Source organism: Yinghuangia seranimata, assembly GCF_029953285.1.
Classification (GTDB): domain Bacteria; phylum Actinomycetota; class Actinomycetes; order Streptomycetales; family Streptomycetaceae; genus Yinghuangia; species Yinghuangia seranimata.
The window spans coordinates 1-16,349 of sequence record NZ_JASAOI010000101.1; the positions used below are offsets into that span (position 1 = coordinate 1).

Below are 16,349 nucleotides of genomic sequence, written 5' to 3' on the forward strand. Positions count from 1 at the left end.
CCGTCCGCGCTGAACCACCTCGCACCTGGCGGGAGGGGCGCGGGGTGTGGTGGCTCTTGGGTTTTTATTGCTCTGCCGGGCTGCGGTGTTGCTTCGTTTTGCGGTGCTGCTTCACCGCTCCTGGCGCCGCGCTGCCGGGCTGCGGCTTTGCTTGGGGTTCCGGGCGGGTTTTGTTGCTGGGGTTCGTTGCGCTGCCGGGTTGCAGTACCAGCGTGGGGCGCGCGGGCTCTCCCCCTGGTCACTGTGTCGTCACGTATGCGAATCACCAGAACTCCCTCATCAGGGGGTGCTCGCGTCACACTTGCGTCACACGGCTCGTCGGCCCGAGCTCACGCGTCGGCGGGGCCGTCGACGGCTGTCATGAAGCGGGCGTAGGCGGCCCGGAGCTTGTCCGTCTCGCCGCCTTCGGCCCACAGGGCGTACCACGCGTTGTCGGCGGGGGTGAACGCCCGCTCGAAGACCCGGCGTGCCAGGTCCCGCAGCGTCTCGTCCGCCTCGAAGGAGAGCATTTCGAGGTAGTGGTTGCCGTTCGGCCCCAGGTCGACGGACTCGTCGGCGCGGCCTGCCACCAGGGCGGCGGCGGCCAGTGCGTAGGCCGTCTCGCGGGTGTCGATGAAGCCGTCCGGCGCCACGACGGCCCGCATGGTGTCGGCCAGCACTTCGGTGGCTCGCTGCGGTTCGTCGTTGGCGAGGCCGCCGGCGAAGTCCAGGCCGTAGTCGTCCTCGAACGGCCCGAAGCCCCATGCGCCCACTGCCACTCCCCCTGTTTTGTGATCTCGGTGTCCGCAGGTTAGGCCGTTACGCCGACACGCGGGATCCTCCTTTCGGAGGTAGTTGCCGCCCGAGCGGACGACTTCCGCGCGGCGTCTCCCGGCTGTGCCGCGCGAATTCGCCGCGCGGTCATCCCGCGTCCTCCGTCGCGCAACGCGTGGCCGGTGGACTACGTGCGCAGGACAGGGGGATCCGGGGGACGTGGAGCCGGAGGTCGAAGGGGAGTCGGCCTCCGGCTCGGTCCTGTGTCCGCGGTCGTGCCCTGGTCCGGTGTGTTCCCCCGGACGGTCGGCGTGCGCTCCGAGATCGCGCGCCTGGGCCGCACCACCGTGCGCCCCTGAAACGCCACTCCGCGCCAACCGATTGGCGCGGAATCTCCTGTGTCACGCGCCTCGTGCGCCCCTAGCGTGTTGGCCGCCCGTTCCGCGCGCTCCCAGGGGGATCATCGATGCGAACCCGCTTGGCCGTCGTCCTCGTCGGCATCTGGACGCTGCTCGTCGGCGCCCTCGCCGCGCCCGCCAGTGCCGCGTCACAGCTGACGCCGCTCAACGAATGCTCGGCGACGTTCTACCAGGGCGATTCACGGCTCGGCCCCGAGACGCTCCCCAAGCTCGGCCCCGTCGGGTTCGAGCTGGTCGGATACCGCCGCACCGGGGGCGAGTCCGTCGAGAAGTTCCTCGGCACGTACTTCGATCCGCAGGCCGGCTGGTGGATCTACCCGCCGCAGAACGGCTACGTGATCTGGAACGGGCAGCCGGTCGAGTGGGACCAGCAGTTGGCAACCGGTCAGGACATCGACCGGTTCGGCAGCGAGTACGGCTCGTTCCTCGCGCCCGAGGGCCTGCCGTACGCGATGCGTTCCATCCCTCCGACGAGCCTGAACGGCAACCCGGCGGCGGGCTGCAACTACCATGACTACCGCGTCCTGAAGCCCTTCACGGTGCACGCGGGCCCCATCGCCGCCTGGTTCGCGCAGCCCGGCGGCGGCCTGCAGTACCAGCTGGACGGCGCGCTGGTGCCCGGCTCGCCGGCGGCGCTCAACGTGAAGTGGCTGGTGGAGAACGGCTACCTGCAACGCCTCATCTGAACGGGGTGGCGGCGCCGGGCTCGGGTGCCCGGCGCCGCCTTGTTCGTTGACGTCATTCCGCGGCGATCGCCGCCACGATGTCGAGCCTCGTGGCGCTGCGTGCGGGCCACAGTGCCGCCACCAGCCCGACCGCGGCGCCGAGTGCGAGGAACACGGCGACCGCGCCCCACGGGACGACCAGCGCGAGCCCCGGGATGACCGACCTGAGCGTGCCGAGGATCCCCCACGCCAGGAAGATCCCGAGGAGCACGCCGAGCGCGGCGCCGAACATCGCGATGATGAGCGACTCGATCCGGATCATCCGCCGCACCTGTGTCCGGTCGAGGCCGATCGCCCGGAGCAGGCCGATCTCGCGGCGGCGTTCTACGACGGACATGGCGAGCGTGTTGACGACGCCCAGCACGGCGATGAGCACGGCCATGCCGAGCAGGCCGTACATGATGTTGAGCATCAGGTCGACGTCGCGGCTGAAGGACGCCTGGATGGCCGCGCGGTCGTCGATGTGCATGAGCGGGTTGTCGCCGGTCGCGTGCCGGAGCGCGCGTGTGGTCGCCTTGTTGCTGGGGTCGGTCGTGCGCACGAGCAGTGCGGACACCTCTGCGTCCCGGGCGTGCGGCCGCAGGAGTGTGTCCGGGAGCGTGATGTCGGTGAGCACGTGCGGGTTGCCGTGGATGCCGCCGACGGTGAGCTGCGCGCTGGTGCCGTCGGGGTACTCGACGGTGAGCTGCGTGCCGACCCGCCAGCCTCGTTCGGCGGCGGCGTCCTTCGCGACGAGCACTTGGCCGTGGCGCAGCGCGGCGACGGAGTCCGGGGTCAGCTCGAGGACGTCGCCGGCGTCGGCGGCCGGGACGCCGACGGCGGTCATCGTGTGTCCGTCGACGTGCAGCGGGGCGCGCATCAGGGGTGCGGCCGTGCGTACGCCGGGGGCTGCCGCCGCCGCGTCGCGCACGGCCGGGTCGAGGCCGTGCTCGTTGCCCATGGTGATCTTGTAATCGGCGGTGATCCCGGCGATCGCGTCGCGTTCTACGGCCTGCCGTACTGACGCGCCGATTACGGACAGTCCGGCGATCAGGGTGAGCCCGATCGTGAGTGCGGACGCGGTGGCGGCGGTGCGGCGCGGGTTGCGCAGCGCGTTCTCGCCGGCCAGGCGCCCCGGCACACCGAACGCGCGGTCGAGGGGTCGCCGCAGCGCGCCGACCGTGGGTCGGGTGAGCAGCGGGGTGAGCACCAGCACGCCGACCAGCAGCAGGAGAACGCCGCACGCGACGGGTGCGCGGCCGCTCTCGCCGCCGGTCGAGGAGCCGTATGCCACGAGCGCGGTTCCGGCCGCGGCGAGCACCGCCCCTGTGGTGTTGCGGGTGCGCAGGCTGCGGTGGCCGGAGGGCTGTTCGACGGTGTTGATGGCAGCGACCGGCGGGATGCGCGCGGCGCGCCTGGCGGGCAGCCATGCGGCGGTCACGGTCACCCCGAGGCCGACGGCCAGGCCTGCGGCGATGGTCGTCGGCGCGGTGACGAGGGGCCCGTCGGGGAGCAACGCTCCGTTGCTGAGCAGGAGTTCGCGCATCAGAGCGGCGAGGAGGACGCCCAGCGCGAGGCCCAGCGCGGAGGCGACCGCGCCTACGGCCGCCGCCTCGTACAGGATCGACCTCACGACCTGGCCGCGCCCGGCGCCGACGGCGCGCAGCAGGGCGACCTCGCGGGTGCGCTGCGCGACGAGCATCGTGAAGGTGTTGGCGATGATGAAGCACCCGACGAACAGTGCGATCGCGGCGAAGGCGAGGAGTCCGGTGGCCATCTGGCGGGTGGCGTCCCGGATCACGTCGGCCTGCTTTTGGGCGAGCGAACGTCCGGAGCGCACCTCGATGTTGCCGGCGTCGGGGACGGCTGCTGAGACGGCGGCGCTCAGTGTGTCGTCGCTGGTTCCGGGGGCGGCGCGCAGGTGGACCGCGCCGTATTCGCCGGGGCGCAGGAAGCGCTTCTGCGCGGTGGCCGTGTCGAAGAGCACGAGTGAGCCGCCGGCCGCCACGCGCTGGTCGTCCGTGGCGAACACGCCGGTGAGCCGGTGCGCGGTGACGGGCCCGTCGCCGGCGATGCGGACAGTGTCGCCGACGTGGAAGCCGCCGCGCCGGGCGGTGCCGCTGTCGAGGGCGATCTCGCCTGGGCCGCGCGGCCCCGCGCCGGCGGACATCGGGTAGCGCGGGTCCTTGCCGGTGGGGTCCGGGACGAAGTTGGTGCCGGTCGTCGACCAGTCGCTCCCGATGAGGTCGCCGTCGCGGTCGACGACCCCGGTGAAGCCCTCGACGACGCCGCGGGCTGCGGCCGCGCCGGGCAGGGCGCGCAGCCCGGCGAGGGTCTCCTCGGTGAGACGCGGGTCGCCGTCGTAGTTGTCTTTGCGGTGGTAGGGCGCGGTGTTCGTGTCGGTGACGGCGACGGACACGTCGCGGTAGCTCTTGGAGGCGCTGTGCGTGTACGCCTCGGCGATGGTGTCGGAGAAGACGAGTGTGCCGGTGACGAAGGAGACTCCGAGCAGGACGGCCAGCAGGGTCATGACGAGGCGGGCTTTGTGCGCGACGACGTTGCGCAGGGCGGTGCGAAGCATGCGTGGTGGTCCCCGGGGACGGCGGCGAGGGCGTGTGTGTCCGCCCATGCTCGCGTCGGGCCCTCGGGTGCCGAGTCGCCCGCGAGGCGGCGTCCGGTGCCCCTCCCAGGTCGCATCCGTCCGGGGTCCGGGCTACGCGGGGAGGAGGCCGAGGTCAGCCCGCAGACGCTTTCAGGCCTGGCGCAGGTGTTCGATCGCCGTGACGGCGTCGGGGGCGATCAGCGTTGGCTGGTACGGGAGTTCGGTCGGCCACGGCTTTCCGGCGGAGACCCACGCGCTGCGCACACCGAGGCCGTGGGCACCGGCGATGTCGGCGGTGGGGGCGTCGCCGACCATCCACGCGCCGTCCAGGCCGAGGCCGGCGGTGGTCGCGGCGGCGTGGAAGATGGCGGGGTCGGGCTTGGCGTGGCCGACGGTTTCGGAGACGACCCAGCCGTGCACGAGCGCGTCGAGCCCCGTGCGGCGGATCTTCGCCTCCTGCTGCCTGGTACGGCCGTTGGTGACGATGACGCAGGTCCACCCGTCGGCGGCGGCCTTGCCGAGCGCGTCGCGCGTCGGCTCCGCGAGTTCGACGCGGTCGGCGGCTCCGTGGTCGAGCAGCGCGGTGAGTTCGGGTCGGACACCGGCCCCGTAGCGGGCCTCGACGGCCGCCGCGACGTCCGGGCGTGCGGCGAAGCCGCCCGCGTCGACGCCCAGCAGCCACTCGAGGTCGGCGGCGGGAAGGCCCTGCCCGGCGAGGAAGTCGGCCGCCGCCGCGCGGAAGGCGGCGGCACGGTCGACGAGGGTGTTGTCCAGGTCGAGCATCAGCAACGGCATGGGCGGCAGTAGAGCACGCGTGACCGGACCCGGGCAGGGTCAGGCCGCACGAAGGCGGAATCCGTCGTAAAACAGGCCGGTTCGTTTCACCGTGCGGCTGACGAGCGTGGTCTCGACGGCGGTGACGGGCAGCGCCGCGAGGGTTCCGGAGACCAGCGTGTAGAGCTCGGGCAGGTCGCGGCAGAAGACGGTGGCCATGAGGTTCGTCGGGCCGGTGCCCGCGTACACGCCGTGCACCGCGGGGTGCGCCGCGAGCGCGCGGCCGGTCTCGTCCAGGGCGGCGGGCGGTACGGAGATCCACAGGTCGGCGTCGACGCGGTAGCCGAGCAGCCGCGGGTCGATGGTGGCGTGGGTGCGCAGCAGCCCGGCGGCGTCCAGCGCGGCGACACGGCGGCGCACGGTGGACGGCGGGGCGCCGACGCGTTCGGCGACTCCGCTCAGCGGGGCGCGGGCGTCGGTCCGCAGCGCGGCGAGGATCGTCCGGTCGAGCGGGTCCGGGCGGTGCGGGTCGCCGTCCGGCGGTCGCGTGGCGGTGGGGCGGTCCGCGGTCAGCGCGGCCGTCTGGTCGGGTGTCAGGAGGCCGGCGCGCCAGGCGGTGGCGTCCGCGAACGTGTGCAGGACCGCGTACGCGGTGGTCTGCACGACCGCGCTGGTGGCCGGGAGTTCGTCGAAGAGGAGGCGGTCGCGGTTCAGGTCGTCGGCGTACATCAGCGCGGTGATCTCCTCGCCGCTGGAGAGCACGTCGACGAACCACACGTCGGGACGGCGCGCGAGGGCGGCGGCGATCGCGCCGACCTTGCCGCGGAGCACCCGCATGCGCAGTCCCAGCGGGTACCTGTGCCGGGTGTCGGACGGGGCCGGCAGGCACACGACGCGCACGACCCCGGCGTCGTACATCCGCGTCAGGCGGCGCGTGACGGTGCGCTCGGACACGCCGAGCACGTCGGCGATGCGGCCCGGCGCGGCGCGGCCGTCGACCTGGAGCGCGGCGACGACGAGCCGGTCGACGGGGTCGAGGACGGTGTCCGGATCGCTCGCTTCAAGGTCCATGGTTGTCCATCTTCGCCCATTCGAGGTGACGATTCGCCGTATGAGGTCTGTTGACGGCTTACCTGGTGTCCGGGCGCCCCGCCCGACACACCGCAGGCGACAACGACTCGGGAGCCGTCATGACCACTACCCGCACGTACGACATCGACGCGATCGTGGCCGCCGTGCGCACGGTCGGCGACGGGATCGCGGCGGCTCTGCCGGGTGTGCCGCGGCCGGTCGGGCGGGCCGCGATGTTCGCGGCGTTCGCCTCCGTCGACGACCCGGCGGCCGCTCGGCTGCGGGCGCTCCTGGCCGCGATCCACCCCGAGGTGGCGTGGGCCGACGAGGACGAACTGGACACGGCGGCGCAGCGCGACGCGGCGGGCGGCGGCACGTCGGGGCCGCGCTGGGTGTGCGACGCGGTCGACGGCGCGGTGCAGGCGCTCGCCGGCATCCCCGCGTGGGCGACGACGCTCGCGCTGGTCGACGGCGGCCGCACCGAACTCGCCGTCGTGTACGCGCCCGAGTACGACGAGCTGTACCACGCGGTGGCGGGATGCGGCGCGTGGCTGAACGGCGTCCCGATCGCGCCGACGGGAACGAGCGCGCTGGGCGAGGCGATCGTCGCCCACACGCACGTGCCGTTCCAGGCCGGCCATCCGGAGGACATCGCGCGCACGGCGGCCTCGCTCGGTGCGGTCCTGCCGCGCGCCTTCGCGGTCCGCAACCTGGGCCCGACGGCGTTGCAGATCGCCTGGGTGGGAGCGGGGAAGCTGGACGCCTTCTGGGAGTTCGGCACTGATCTGCACAACTGGCTGGCCGGAGCACTGATCGCCGCCGAGGCGGGCGCGATGGTGACGGGCCCGCGCGGCGAGCCGTTCGGGCCGCGGGTGGCCGGGCTGTGCGTGGCGACCCCGGGCGTGCACCGGGAGTTGGCGGGGGTGCTGGCGGGGGTGGAGTGAGGGGGACGGTTCGCCGCGCGGGCATTGCGGACCGACGTCGGCGGGGCGCCGGACGCACCTCGACGGCCTGCGCCTACACCGGCGCCTCCGAGGTCGGAACCGGGTCGTCGCCCCGCGACAGGCTGACGGAGTACCGCCACAGGCCGTCCTCGCCGCGGCGGACTACCTCCGTGGCGACGTCGACAGCGGGCGTGTCGAGCGGGTCGCGGTCGGTCGTCCAGGTGACGGTGAGCAGCGCGACGTCGCCGGCCACCAGGCTGTGGCGGAGCCAGACCGTGGTCTCAAGGTCGGTGCCGCTGCGCGGACCGGGGGCGAGGACGCGGGCCACGAACTCCGCGTTGTCGGAGGAGAAGGCGGCGGTCAGGCCGACGGGCCGACCGGCGGCGTCACGCAGCACGGACAGGTCGGCGGCACGGTCCGCTGTGGGCATGCCGTACGCGGCATCTGCAACGCGGCGGTCACCGAAGCCCAGTCCGGCCCAGCGGCCGGTGACGGGAGCGAGGCCGGCCGAGCCCCCGCCCTGAGGGACCGCGGTGTCGGGAAAGCAGAGCCCGCCGAAGCCGGGGCCGGGATGGACGGCGTCTGCGTCCTGCGGATCGCGGCTGACGTCGCCGGAGCCGTCCTTGCGCCGGCCTCCACCGCCCGCAGTCTCCGCCGTTCCGCCGCGCTGGTCGCCTCGACCGCCCTCGTCGCCCCGCGGCCGACCGTCGATGCAGCCGTCCCGCTCCCGGGGCTCGTCGGTGTCGTTGCTGTCGTCGTGGGGGTCGACCTGCATTGCGGCTCCGGTTCGCTCGGGTCTCGTGGGGCCGCCTGGCGTGACGCTTCGGCGGCGCGGCGCGCCGGGAGCAGGCCGGAACGGGGGCGTCCCGGCCGGCTCCCCCGTGCCGGTGGTTCCACCTTCGGGCCCGCCGCTGACCGGGTACTGACAGCGCGCTGACCGCCGCGTCCGGTCGCCCTCATGTGCTCTGCCAGCCGGGCGACGGCCGTCGCTCACCATCCTGTTCAGCGTCACGTCACCAGGTGGTCGTCCGTCGCTGGTATGTACGTCGTGTGAGTTCTCCGTCCCTCCCCCAGCCCGCCCTGGCGCGCCGCCTCGGCACCGGTGACGCGGTCGTCGTCGGCCTCGGTTCGATGATCGGCGCCGGCGTGTTCGCCGCGTTCGGTCCGGCGGCCCGTGCCGCGGGGCCCGGGCTGCTGATCGGCCTGGGCATCGCCGCCGTCGTGGCGTACTGCAACGCGACGTCGTCGGCGCGGCTGGCCGCCCGCCACCCGCAGTCGGGCGGCACGTACGTCTACGGCCGCGAACGTCTCGGCCCGTTCTGGGGCTACCTCGCGGGCTGGTCGTTCGTGGTCGGCAAGACCGCGTCGTGTGCGGCGATGGCGATGACGGTCGGGGCGTACGTATGGCCGCACTACGCCCGCGCGACCGGCGTGGCGGCGGTCGCGCTGCTGACGCTGCTCAACCTGCGCGGTGTGCAGAAGGCGGCCTGGGTCACGCGGGCGATCGTCGCCACGACGCTGCTGGTGCTGGCGTTCGTGGTCGCCGCGTGCCTGACCGCCGCGGACGCGGACAACCTCCAGCCGTTCCCCGACGCGTCGGTGTACGGCGTACTGCAGTCCGCGGGGCTGCTGTTCTTCGCGTTCGCCGGTTACGCGCGGATCGCCACGCTCGGCGAGGAGGTCCGCGACCCGGCCCGCACGATCCCCCGGGCGATCCCGCTCGCGCTCGGCATCACGCTGGTCGTCTACACCGCCGTCGCGGTGGCGGCGCTCCTGTCCGTGGGCGCGGACGTGCTCGCATACGCGACCGCGCCCCTGGAGGCGGCGGTCCGGGCCTCGGACTGGCACGCCGCGGCGCCGGTCGTCCGCGTCGGGGCGGCCGTCGCCGCGCTCGGGTCGCTGCTCGCGCTCATCCTCGGCGTGTCCCGCACGACGCTGGCGATGGCCCGCGACGGCCATCTGCCGCGCACGCTCGCGGCGGTCGACCCCGTCCACCAGGTGCCGCACCACGCGGAGGTCGCGGTGGGTGCGGCGGTCGTGCTGCTGGTGGCGGTGGCGGATCTGCGCGGGGCGATCGGGTTCTCGTCGTTCGGCGTGCTCGTGTACTACGCGATCGCCAACGCGTCGGCGACGAGGCTGCGTCCGGACGAGAACCCGCCGCCGCGTGCGGTGCCGGCAGTGGGGCTGGCCGGCTGCGTGCTGCTGGCCGCCACACTGCCGTGGCGCTCGGCGGTGTGGGGCGCGGGAGTGCTCCTGCTCGGCGTCGCGGTGTGGTGGGTACGCGCCAGGCGGACCTCGCACGACGCGTCCTGAGCCTCGCGGGCCGAGCGCGGCGGCGGTCGACCATCGCCGATGGTGTGTCGACGCCGGACCGCGCGCCGCCCTTGGCCTGCTACTCCCCCGTCACGCCGTCGATCTGCTCGCGGATCAGGTCCGCGTGCCCGTTGTGCCGGGCGTACTCCTCGATCATGTGGGTGAGGATCCAGCGCAGCGGCACGACCTCGCCGGATTCGTAGCGCCCCTGGACGTCCATCGACTCGGCCGCCGCCACGATCTCGCGGGACCGCGCACATGCGGACTCCCAGGCCTTGAACGCCTCGTCGACGTCGGCGGATTCGACGTCGAACCCGCTCTCGACGTCCCACACTCCCGCGTCGCCGTCCGCACCCGACCACAGGCTGGGCGCCTGCTCGCCGGCGACCGCGACCTGGAACCACGTGCGCTCGCCGTCGGCGAGGTGCCGCACGATCCCGAGCAACGACAGCTGGGACGGCGGTGTGGGCCGTGCCTTGAGCTGCTCGGCGGTCAGCCCGGTGCACTTCATGGCGAGCGTGTCGCGCTGGTACTGGAGGAAGTCGCTGAGCGTCCTGCGCTCGTCGCCGGTCCGGGAGACTGAGGTGCGCTGGTGATCATCCATCGCCGCATCATGACAGCGCGCCCGCACCCCCGCGCGGGGATTTCCGACCGGTGACGAGTACGCGACACGGGCACCAGTGGCCGGGAACAGCACTGCGTCGAGCGGGAGTTCGCCCGGTGCACCGACTCCCGGCGTCAGCGCTCGTTCGACGTCACCGCGCAGGCGGCGACCGGGCGGAAGCTGAAGCCCAGCGTCCGGTAGACCCGCTGCGCGGGCTCGTTCCAGTCGTCGACCATCAGGCCACAGCGGCCTCGGTCGGCCAGGATCTCGGCGACGGTGAAGGCGCAGATGCGGGCGCCCAGGCCGGTGCCGCGGGCGGACGGGTGGACTGCGACGCCGCTGAGCAGGCCGACGGTCGGGGCCGACCACGCCTCGGCGGCGACGGCGACCAGGTGGCCGGAGGCGTCGCGGATTCCGGACCAGCGGTTGACGCCGGGGACGTCCGGGCGGGCGTACGAATCGGGGAAGCCCGTGTCGATCAGCGCGGCGATCTCCGGTGTGTCCGCCTCGTCGAGCCAGCGCGCGCCGTTCTCGTCGGGGAGCTCGGTGCCGTCGCGGCCGCGTTCCATCCATGCGAACTCGCCGGCGATCTTGACGTCGGGCAGGCCGTCGGCGAGGGCGCGGATCAGGTGTCGGTCGCCGAGGGGGCGGAACGTCGGGCCGACCTCGTCGAGCACCGCGCCGACGAGCGGGACCAGTGCGCCCGGGTCTCCGTGGACGGCCATCCGGTCGCGGCGCGACAGCGCGGGCCCGGCGACCGCGACGGCACGCCGGTCGTGGGACGCGAAGGCCCGGGCGGCACCCTGCGCCGGCCAGACGCACAGGCCGTCGCCGCCGGTGAGTCCGCCGACGTCGGCGAGGTCGATCTCGTGGGGCATCGGGCCAGCGTACGGAGGCGGCATCAATGATTCGACGCAGTTGTCGATCGGCATAGCGAAATCGTCCAAGCTACCGGTTGGTCGATCTTGCCGCCCCGGTGGGCCGTGGCTAACCTGGCCACGACCTCGTCACGAGCGGCACCTGCCGTCACCACATGGCACACGGGTCTGGTAACTGTGCGTCGCCAGGCCGCCGACGAGGGTCTGCTCCTGTCCTTTCATGCGGGCACCACGGGCCGTCGTCGGCCGAGCCCGTGGCGAGGCAAGGCACGAACGAGGAGCAACCATGAGATTCGCCAAGACCAAGCTCCTGTTTCTCGGCGCGGGCGCGCTCGCCATTCCGTTGACCGCCACGGCTCCGGCACTCGCCAGCGGCCTGCACTTCTTCCACAACCAGAACCCGGTGATCACGGTCAACGGGAACACGGTGGAGGCCACGGGCCAGGTCGCGGGCGCGGGCACGTTCATCGTCGCCGACCTGACGGTCAACTTCACGTTCCCCGTGTCCTGCTTCAACCCCGGCAACGACACCGGACCGGTGCCCGGTCAGTCCGGGAGCGGAAGCCTGACCACACCGCCGCAGACCATCCAGGCGGTTCACGGCAACGCGAGCTTCGACCTCACGGCCACGGTCAACCCGACCGCGTCGAGCAACGCCTGCCCGAACAAGTCGTGGACCGCGGTCGCCGGCCCTGCGACCATCACCAGCGCCACAGTCAACATCAACAGCAGCAATGGAGGCGCCCTGACCTACACCAAGACCTTCTGACCGGCGCCGCGCTCGTCGGATGAGCGCCGACCGCTCAGGACCGGCCCGGCACCGCCGGGCCGGACGTCTGTCTCCCCCGCAACCGCTGCACCACCTACGCTCGGCGGATGCTGACGATCCACTGGGTGCAGGTCGCCGGGTTCCTGCTCGCCGTCACGCCGATGACGCTCACGCCCGGCACGAGTTTCGCGCTGGTGACGCAGCGCGTCGCGGCGGGTTCGCGGCGGGACGGGGTGCTGGTGACGTTCGGGACCGTGACCGGCCTGTGTGTTCACGCCACGCTCGCGGCGGTCGGTCTCGCGGCCGTGGTGATGGCGTCGTCCCAGGCGCTGACGGCCGTGAAGATCCTCGGTGCCGTGTACCTGGTCTGGCTGGGCGTCAGCACGTGGCGCTCCACGCGCCGTTCGAAGACCGCGGCCACGCCGGAGGGCACATCCCGCTGGCGGCTTCCGTGGGCGCACCAGGGCAGTTACGGCCAGGGCCTCTGGGGCAACGTCCTGAACCCGAAGGCCTCGTCGGTCTATCTGACGCTGGTTCCGCAGTTCGTCGTTCCCAGGGAGCCGGTCGCTCCGCAGATCGCGGTGCTGGCCGTCGCGCATGTCGTGCTGGCTTTGGGGTGGCTGCTCACCTGGACGGTCGCGGTCGACGCGGCGCGCGGCGTGGTATCGGCGCCGCGTTTCCGCGACTGGCTGAGCCGGGTGACGGCGGCGGTGCTGGTGGCGTTGGGCGTACGGACGGCGAAGACCGCCTGACCGTCCGGGCCGAGGCGCGCGAGAAGGCGCCCCGGCCCGGCCTCGGTTCACCCCGCCCGCCGCACCCCCGCCGCCACGCAGGCCGGGCTGCCGGTCTTGAGCGCCACCGTCGCGGCCGCGAGCAGGCCGGTCGCCGGGTCGCGCCGCAGCGCGGTGACCGCGTCGGAGTCCTGCGCGGCGACGTACAGGAAGTCCCCGATCAGCGCGAGGTCGCGCGGCCACGCGCCGCCGACGGACACCTCGCCGATCTGCCGTACCGTGTCCGCCTCGACGGCGAAGACGGCGACGGTGTCGGGCCCGCGGTTGCCGACGTACAGGAACCGGCCGTCGGGCGAGGCGACGATCGCCGACGGGTGGTTGCGCGCCCCCGCGTCCGCCGTCGCGATGGGCACCGGGTCGCCGTCCGGGAGCCCCAGCACCACGGGGTCGAGCTCCCCGACGACCCACGCCCGGGCCGGTTCGCCGGCGAAGGCGAGGTTGCGCGGGCCGGTGCCGGCGGGGACCTGCAGGGCGCCGTCCGGCTGCGCGGTGCTGTGCGTGAACTGGTAGCGCCACACGCGGTCGGAGCCCAGGTCGCACACGAGCAGCGTGTCGCCGTCGAAGACGACCTGGTGGGCGTGGGCTGCGGACTGCCGGTCGGCGACGGGTCCTTCGCCGCTGTGCCGGATGCGCTCGCGGTACGGGCCGGCCGCGCCGTTCGAACCGATCGGGTGCACCGACACGACGCCGTCGCCGTAGTTCGCGGTGAGCACGAACCGCCCGCCGGGGCCGACGGCCAGGTGGCACGGGGCGCTGCCGCCGGTCGGCACGGTGCCGACCGGCGTGAGCGTCCCGTCGGGGGCGATCGCGTACGACGTGACGTGCCCGTGCGGTTCGAGCTCGTTGGCGGCGTAGAGCATGTGCCCGTTGGGGTGCACGACCAGGTAGGACGGCGACGGCGTGGCGACCGGGTCCCCGACCGGCGTCAGATCGCCGGTCCGCGGGTCCTGTCTGCACACGGTGATGCCGGTGCCGCGCCCGTCGGTCGCAGGCGTGTAGCTGCCGATGTAGACGTACGGGTCTCCTGGCTGGGCCATCGTGCGTGTGCTCCTGACTCGGGAACGGGGCCGACCCTGCGATCTTGCCCAACCGGCATTGGTCTAGTCCAGATGGATGCACAGGGTCGCTCGTATGGAGTCGTGGCGCACGCCCGACGGCCCATTCGGGCCGCCCCGCGGAACCGCGCCCGGGTCAGCCCCCGACGCCCGTCCGCGCCGCGGCCTCGTCGGGGGCGCCCGCCTCGAGGTTGCCGCCGACGATACGTTCACCGGCCGCGTTCGCGCGCCGGAAGACCAGCGAGAGCAGCGCGCCGAGCAGGATCCCGGCCGCCGCCAGGTACAGCGCGGTCCGCTGCCCGTCGGCGACCGCGTCGTCGAGCCGCGCGCCGGTCAGCCCGCCGGTGCCGGAGTTGGCGATCGCGACGAAGACCGCGAGCCCGACCGCGCCGCCGACCTGCATCGCCGTGGACGCCATGCCGGACGCCACGCCCTGCTGCTCCGCGGCGACACCGGTCGCGGCGGCGATCCACATGCCGGTCCACACGATGCCCTGCCCGACGCCACCGACCACCAGCCCCGGGACGAGCACCCAGTAGCCGCTGTCCGCCGACACCGCCGCCGCGGTCAGCGCGGTGCCGAGCGCGCCCGGTACGAAGCCGGCCAGCAGCGCGGTGCGCGCGCCGCGCCGGCTGACCAGCCGCTCGCCGATCTGCGTGCCCGCCGCGATGGCGAGCGCCGGCACCAGGAACGCGAGCCCGGTCTTCAGCGCGCTCATGCCCTGCACCTGCTGCCACAGGATCGTCAGGAAGTACGGCACGACGCTGAAGGTGGCCTGGAAGACGAAGGTGATCGCCATCGCCGCGGCGAGGCTGCGGTTGCGCAGCAGGCGCAGCGGCATGAGCGGGTCGGACGTCCGGGACTCCACGAGCGCGAACGCGGCCAGCAGCAGCACCGCGAGCGCGGCCGCGGTCAGGATGCCGGGCGAGGTCCAGCCGGACGCCGGGCCCTGGACCAGCGCGTACACGAGCAGCGTGACGCCGGCGGTCGCGGTGAGCGCGCCGGGCAGGTCGAAGCCGCGCCGCTCACGGGCGCGGGCGTCGCGCGGTATCGCGTACAGGCCGCCGGCGATGACGAGTGCGGCCAGCGGGACGTTGACGAAGAACACCGACGACCAGCCGAGCCAGCCGGTAAGCACGCCGCCGAGCAGCGAGCCGAGCGTGAGGCCGCTGGCGCCGGCGCCGCCCCACACCGCGAGGGCGCGGTTGCGCTCGGGGCCCTCGGTGAACAGCGTGTTGACGAGCGCGAGGGTGACGGGGAACAGCAGTGCGCCGCCGACGCCTTGGACGGCGCGCGCGGCGATCATCATGCCGGGGCCGACGGCGAGGCCGCCGACGACCGACGCGCCGGCGTACAGCGCGAGGGCGGTGACGAACACGGAGCGGCGGCCGAACAGGTCGGCGACGCGGCCGCCGAGCAGCAGGAATCCGCCGAAGGCGACCGCGTATCCGCTGACCACCCACTGCAGGGTCTGTTCGGAGAAGCCGAGTTCGTCGCCGATGTCGGGCAGCGCGACGAACACGATGTTGTAGTCGAGGGCGATGATCAGCTGGGCGAAGGCCAGGACGGCCAGCGCGAGCGGGAGGTGCCTGGGACGGGTTTCGGGCATGGCGGAGCGGCCCCTCGGAAAGTGGGATTGTACGAGAACAGTCGTACAGAACGACTGTACGAGGATGCTCGTACAGTTGCGCGGACGCCGTCAAGGCGTTCGACGGCCGATTGTTCGACAGTTCACGTACTGTTGGCATACGCTGCGGGCATGGTCCTCCACCACCCCGCGCCCGAGCAGTTCCGGCTGGAGAACGTGTTGACCGCGCTGGGCAATCCGACCCGGCTCGCGGCGCTGCGCGTGCTCGCCGACTGCCGGCAGCACCCGTGCGGCGTCGTGCTGCAGGGCTACTCGAAGTCGACGCTGACCCACCACTGGCGCGTGCTGCGCGAGGCCGGCGTCATCTGGCAGGAGCCGGCCGGCCGCGAGGTGCTGCTGAGGCTGCGCCGGGACGACCTGGAGGCACGCTTCCCGGGACTGCTCGACTCGGTGCTGAACGCCGCCGCCGCGGACGCCGAGCCCGCCTGACCCCGCGCCCGCAGACCGCAAGACGCAAGGAGCGCAACGCATGCCGCACGAAGTGGGGAACACCCAGGGTGCCTGTTTCGAGATCGGCGTCTCCAAGGCGCTGCCGTACCCGGCCGACGAGCTGTGGCGGTTCCTGACCTCCCCCGAAGGGCTCGCCCTGTGGCTGGGCGCGGGCGCGGAGCTGGAGCCCGTGCGCGGCGCCGCGTACCGCACGGACGAGGGCGCCGAGGGCGAGGTCCGGGGCTACGAGGAGTTCGACCGCGTCCGCGTCACGTTCCGCCCGGCGGGCTGGGACCACGAGACCACGCTGCAGGTGCGGTTGAGCGGCGGCACGGCGGACAGGACGACCCTGCGGTTCCACCAGGAGCGCCTGGCCGACGCCGACGAGCGGGCCCGCCAGCGCGCGCACTGGCAGGCGGTGATGGCAGCGGTGGAGAAGGCTCTGGAGGAGCCGGCCGCGGCGGACGAGGGCTAGGCAGCGTTTTGGGGATCAAGGTCTGAGCCAGAGGCGGATGGCGGCAAGGGTGACCGTGCCGTGGAAGACGTAGGCGCGCTGGTCGTAGCGGGTGGCGACCGCCCGGAAGGCCTTCAGCCG

Annotated in this window: 16 protein-coding genes and 1 pseudogene; 7 read left to right on the forward strand and 10 right to left on the reverse strand. The window is 73.4% G+C overall.

The features are described 5' to 3' along the window. Positions 1–329: 329 nt before the first annotated feature. Complete coding sequence (locus QI554_RS43070) at positions 330–752, reverse strand: DUF4259 domain-containing protein (RefSeq protein WP_281478900.1); 423 nt, start codon at positions 750–752, stop codon at positions 330–332. 467 nt (positions 753–1,219) lie between these two features. Here QI554_RS43070 and QI554_RS43075 point away from each other — a divergent pair, with 467 nt between their 5' ends. Further along, a complete protein-coding gene (locus QI554_RS43075) occupies positions 1,220–1,858 on the forward strand; it encodes a TNT domain-containing protein (protein ID WP_281478902.1) in 639 nt (212 codons plus the stop codon). Between the two features lie 52 nt (positions 1,859–1,910). Here QI554_RS43075 and QI554_RS43080 read toward each other — a convergent pair whose 3' ends face one another. From QI554_RS43080 to QI554_RS43090, 3 genes are all read right to left on the reverse strand, one after another. Then, a complete protein-coding gene (locus tag QI554_RS43080) occupies positions 1,911–4,457 on the reverse strand; it encodes an ABC transporter permease (RefSeq protein ID WP_281478904.1) in 2,547 nt (848 codons plus the stop codon). Between the two features lie 171 nt (positions 4,458–4,628). Then, positions 4,629–5,273, reverse strand: a complete 645-nt coding sequence (locus QI554_RS43085) for an HAD family hydrolase (protein WP_281478905.1) — start codon at positions 5,271–5,273, stop codon at positions 4,629–4,631. Between the two features lie 39 nt (positions 5,274–5,312). After that, positions 5,313–6,323, reverse strand: coding sequence for an Lrp/AsnC family transcriptional regulator (locus tag QI554_RS43090; RefSeq protein ID WP_281478907.1), 1,011 nt, complete (start codon positions 6,321–6,323; stop codon positions 5,313–5,315). A 119-nt stretch (positions 6,324–6,442) separates the two neighbouring features. Between QI554_RS43090 and QI554_RS43095 the strand changes: the two genes are divergently transcribed. Further along, the gene (locus QI554_RS43095; RefSeq protein ID WP_281478909.1) at positions 6,443–7,267 is read left to right on the forward strand and encodes an inositol monophosphatase family protein; all 825 of its coding nucleotides are present in this window, start codon (positions 6,443–6,445) and stop codon (positions 7,265–7,267) included. Between the two features lie 73 nt (positions 7,268–7,340). On the opposite strand, the gene QI554_RS43100 is transcribed toward QI554_RS43095, so the two are convergent. Next, positions 7,341–8,042 (reverse strand): hypothetical protein, encoded by a 702-nt coding sequence (locus QI554_RS43100; protein ID WP_281478911.1) that lies wholly within the window; start codon positions 8,040–8,042, stop codon positions 7,341–7,343. 275 nt (positions 8,043–8,317) lie between these two features. On the opposite strand from QI554_RS43100, the gene QI554_RS43105 reads away from it, so the two are divergent. Further along, positions 8,318–9,580 (forward strand): APC family permease, encoded by a 1,263-nt coding sequence (locus QI554_RS43105; protein WP_281478913.1) that lies wholly within the window; start codon positions 8,318–8,320, stop codon positions 9,578–9,580. Between the two features lie 79 nt (positions 9,581–9,659). Here the strand turns inward: QI554_RS43105 and QI554_RS43110 are convergent, their stop codons facing one another. After that, positions 9,660–10,184 (reverse strand): DinB family protein, encoded by a 525-nt coding sequence (locus QI554_RS43110; protein ID WP_281478915.1) that lies wholly within the window; start codon positions 10,182–10,184, stop codon positions 9,660–9,662. 134 nt (positions 10,185–10,318) lie between these two features. Then, complete coding sequence (locus tag QI554_RS43115) at positions 10,319–11,062, reverse strand: GNAT family N-acetyltransferase (RefSeq protein WP_281478917.1); 744 nt, start codon at positions 11,060–11,062, stop codon at positions 10,319–10,321. 286 nt (positions 11,063–11,348) lie between these two features. On the opposite strand from QI554_RS43115, the gene QI554_RS43120 reads away from it, so the two are divergent. Both QI554_RS43120 and QI554_RS43125 read left to right on the forward strand, forming a co-directional pair. Next, a complete protein-coding gene (locus tag QI554_RS43120) occupies positions 11,349–11,831 on the forward strand; it encodes a hypothetical protein (RefSeq protein WP_281478919.1) in 483 nt (160 codons plus the stop codon). 107 nt (positions 11,832–11,938) lie between these two features. Then, on the forward strand, positions 11,939–12,583 hold the full coding sequence (locus QI554_RS43125; RefSeq protein ID WP_281478921.1) for a LysE family translocator: 645 nt from the start codon (positions 11,939–11,941) through the stop codon (positions 12,581–12,583). A 47-nt stretch (positions 12,584–12,630) separates the two neighbouring features. Here the strand turns inward: QI554_RS43125 and QI554_RS43130 are convergent, their stop codons facing one another. Next, the gene (locus QI554_RS43130; protein WP_281478923.1) at positions 12,631–13,659 is read right to left on the reverse strand and encodes a lactonase family protein; all 1,029 of its coding nucleotides are present in this window, start codon (positions 13,657–13,659) and stop codon (positions 12,631–12,633) included. Between the two features lie 154 nt (positions 13,660–13,813). Continuing rightward, positions 13,814–15,286 (reverse strand): MFS transporter, encoded by a 1,473-nt coding sequence (locus QI554_RS43135; RefSeq protein WP_281478925.1) that lies wholly within the window; start codon positions 15,284–15,286, stop codon positions 13,814–13,816. Positions 15,287–15,436: 150 nt separating this feature from the next. On the opposite strand from QI554_RS43135, the gene QI554_RS43140 reads away from it, so the two are divergent. After that, positions 15,437–15,754, forward strand: coding sequence for an ArsR/SmtB family transcription factor (locus tag QI554_RS43140; RefSeq protein ID WP_281478927.1), 318 nt, complete (start codon positions 15,437–15,439; stop codon positions 15,752–15,754). Positions 15,755–15,794: 40 nt separating this feature from the next. Then, positions 15,795–16,229, forward strand: coding sequence for an SRPBCC family protein (locus QI554_RS43145; RefSeq protein WP_281478928.1), 435 nt, complete (start codon positions 15,795–15,797; stop codon positions 16,227–16,229). Positions 16,230–16,244: 15 nt separating this feature from the next. On the opposite strand, the pseudogene QI554_RS43150 reads toward QI554_RS43145, so the two are convergent. Continuing rightward, positions 16,245–16,349, reverse strand: a pseudogene (locus tag QI554_RS43150) (IS5/IS1182 family transposase); the annotation flags it as partial.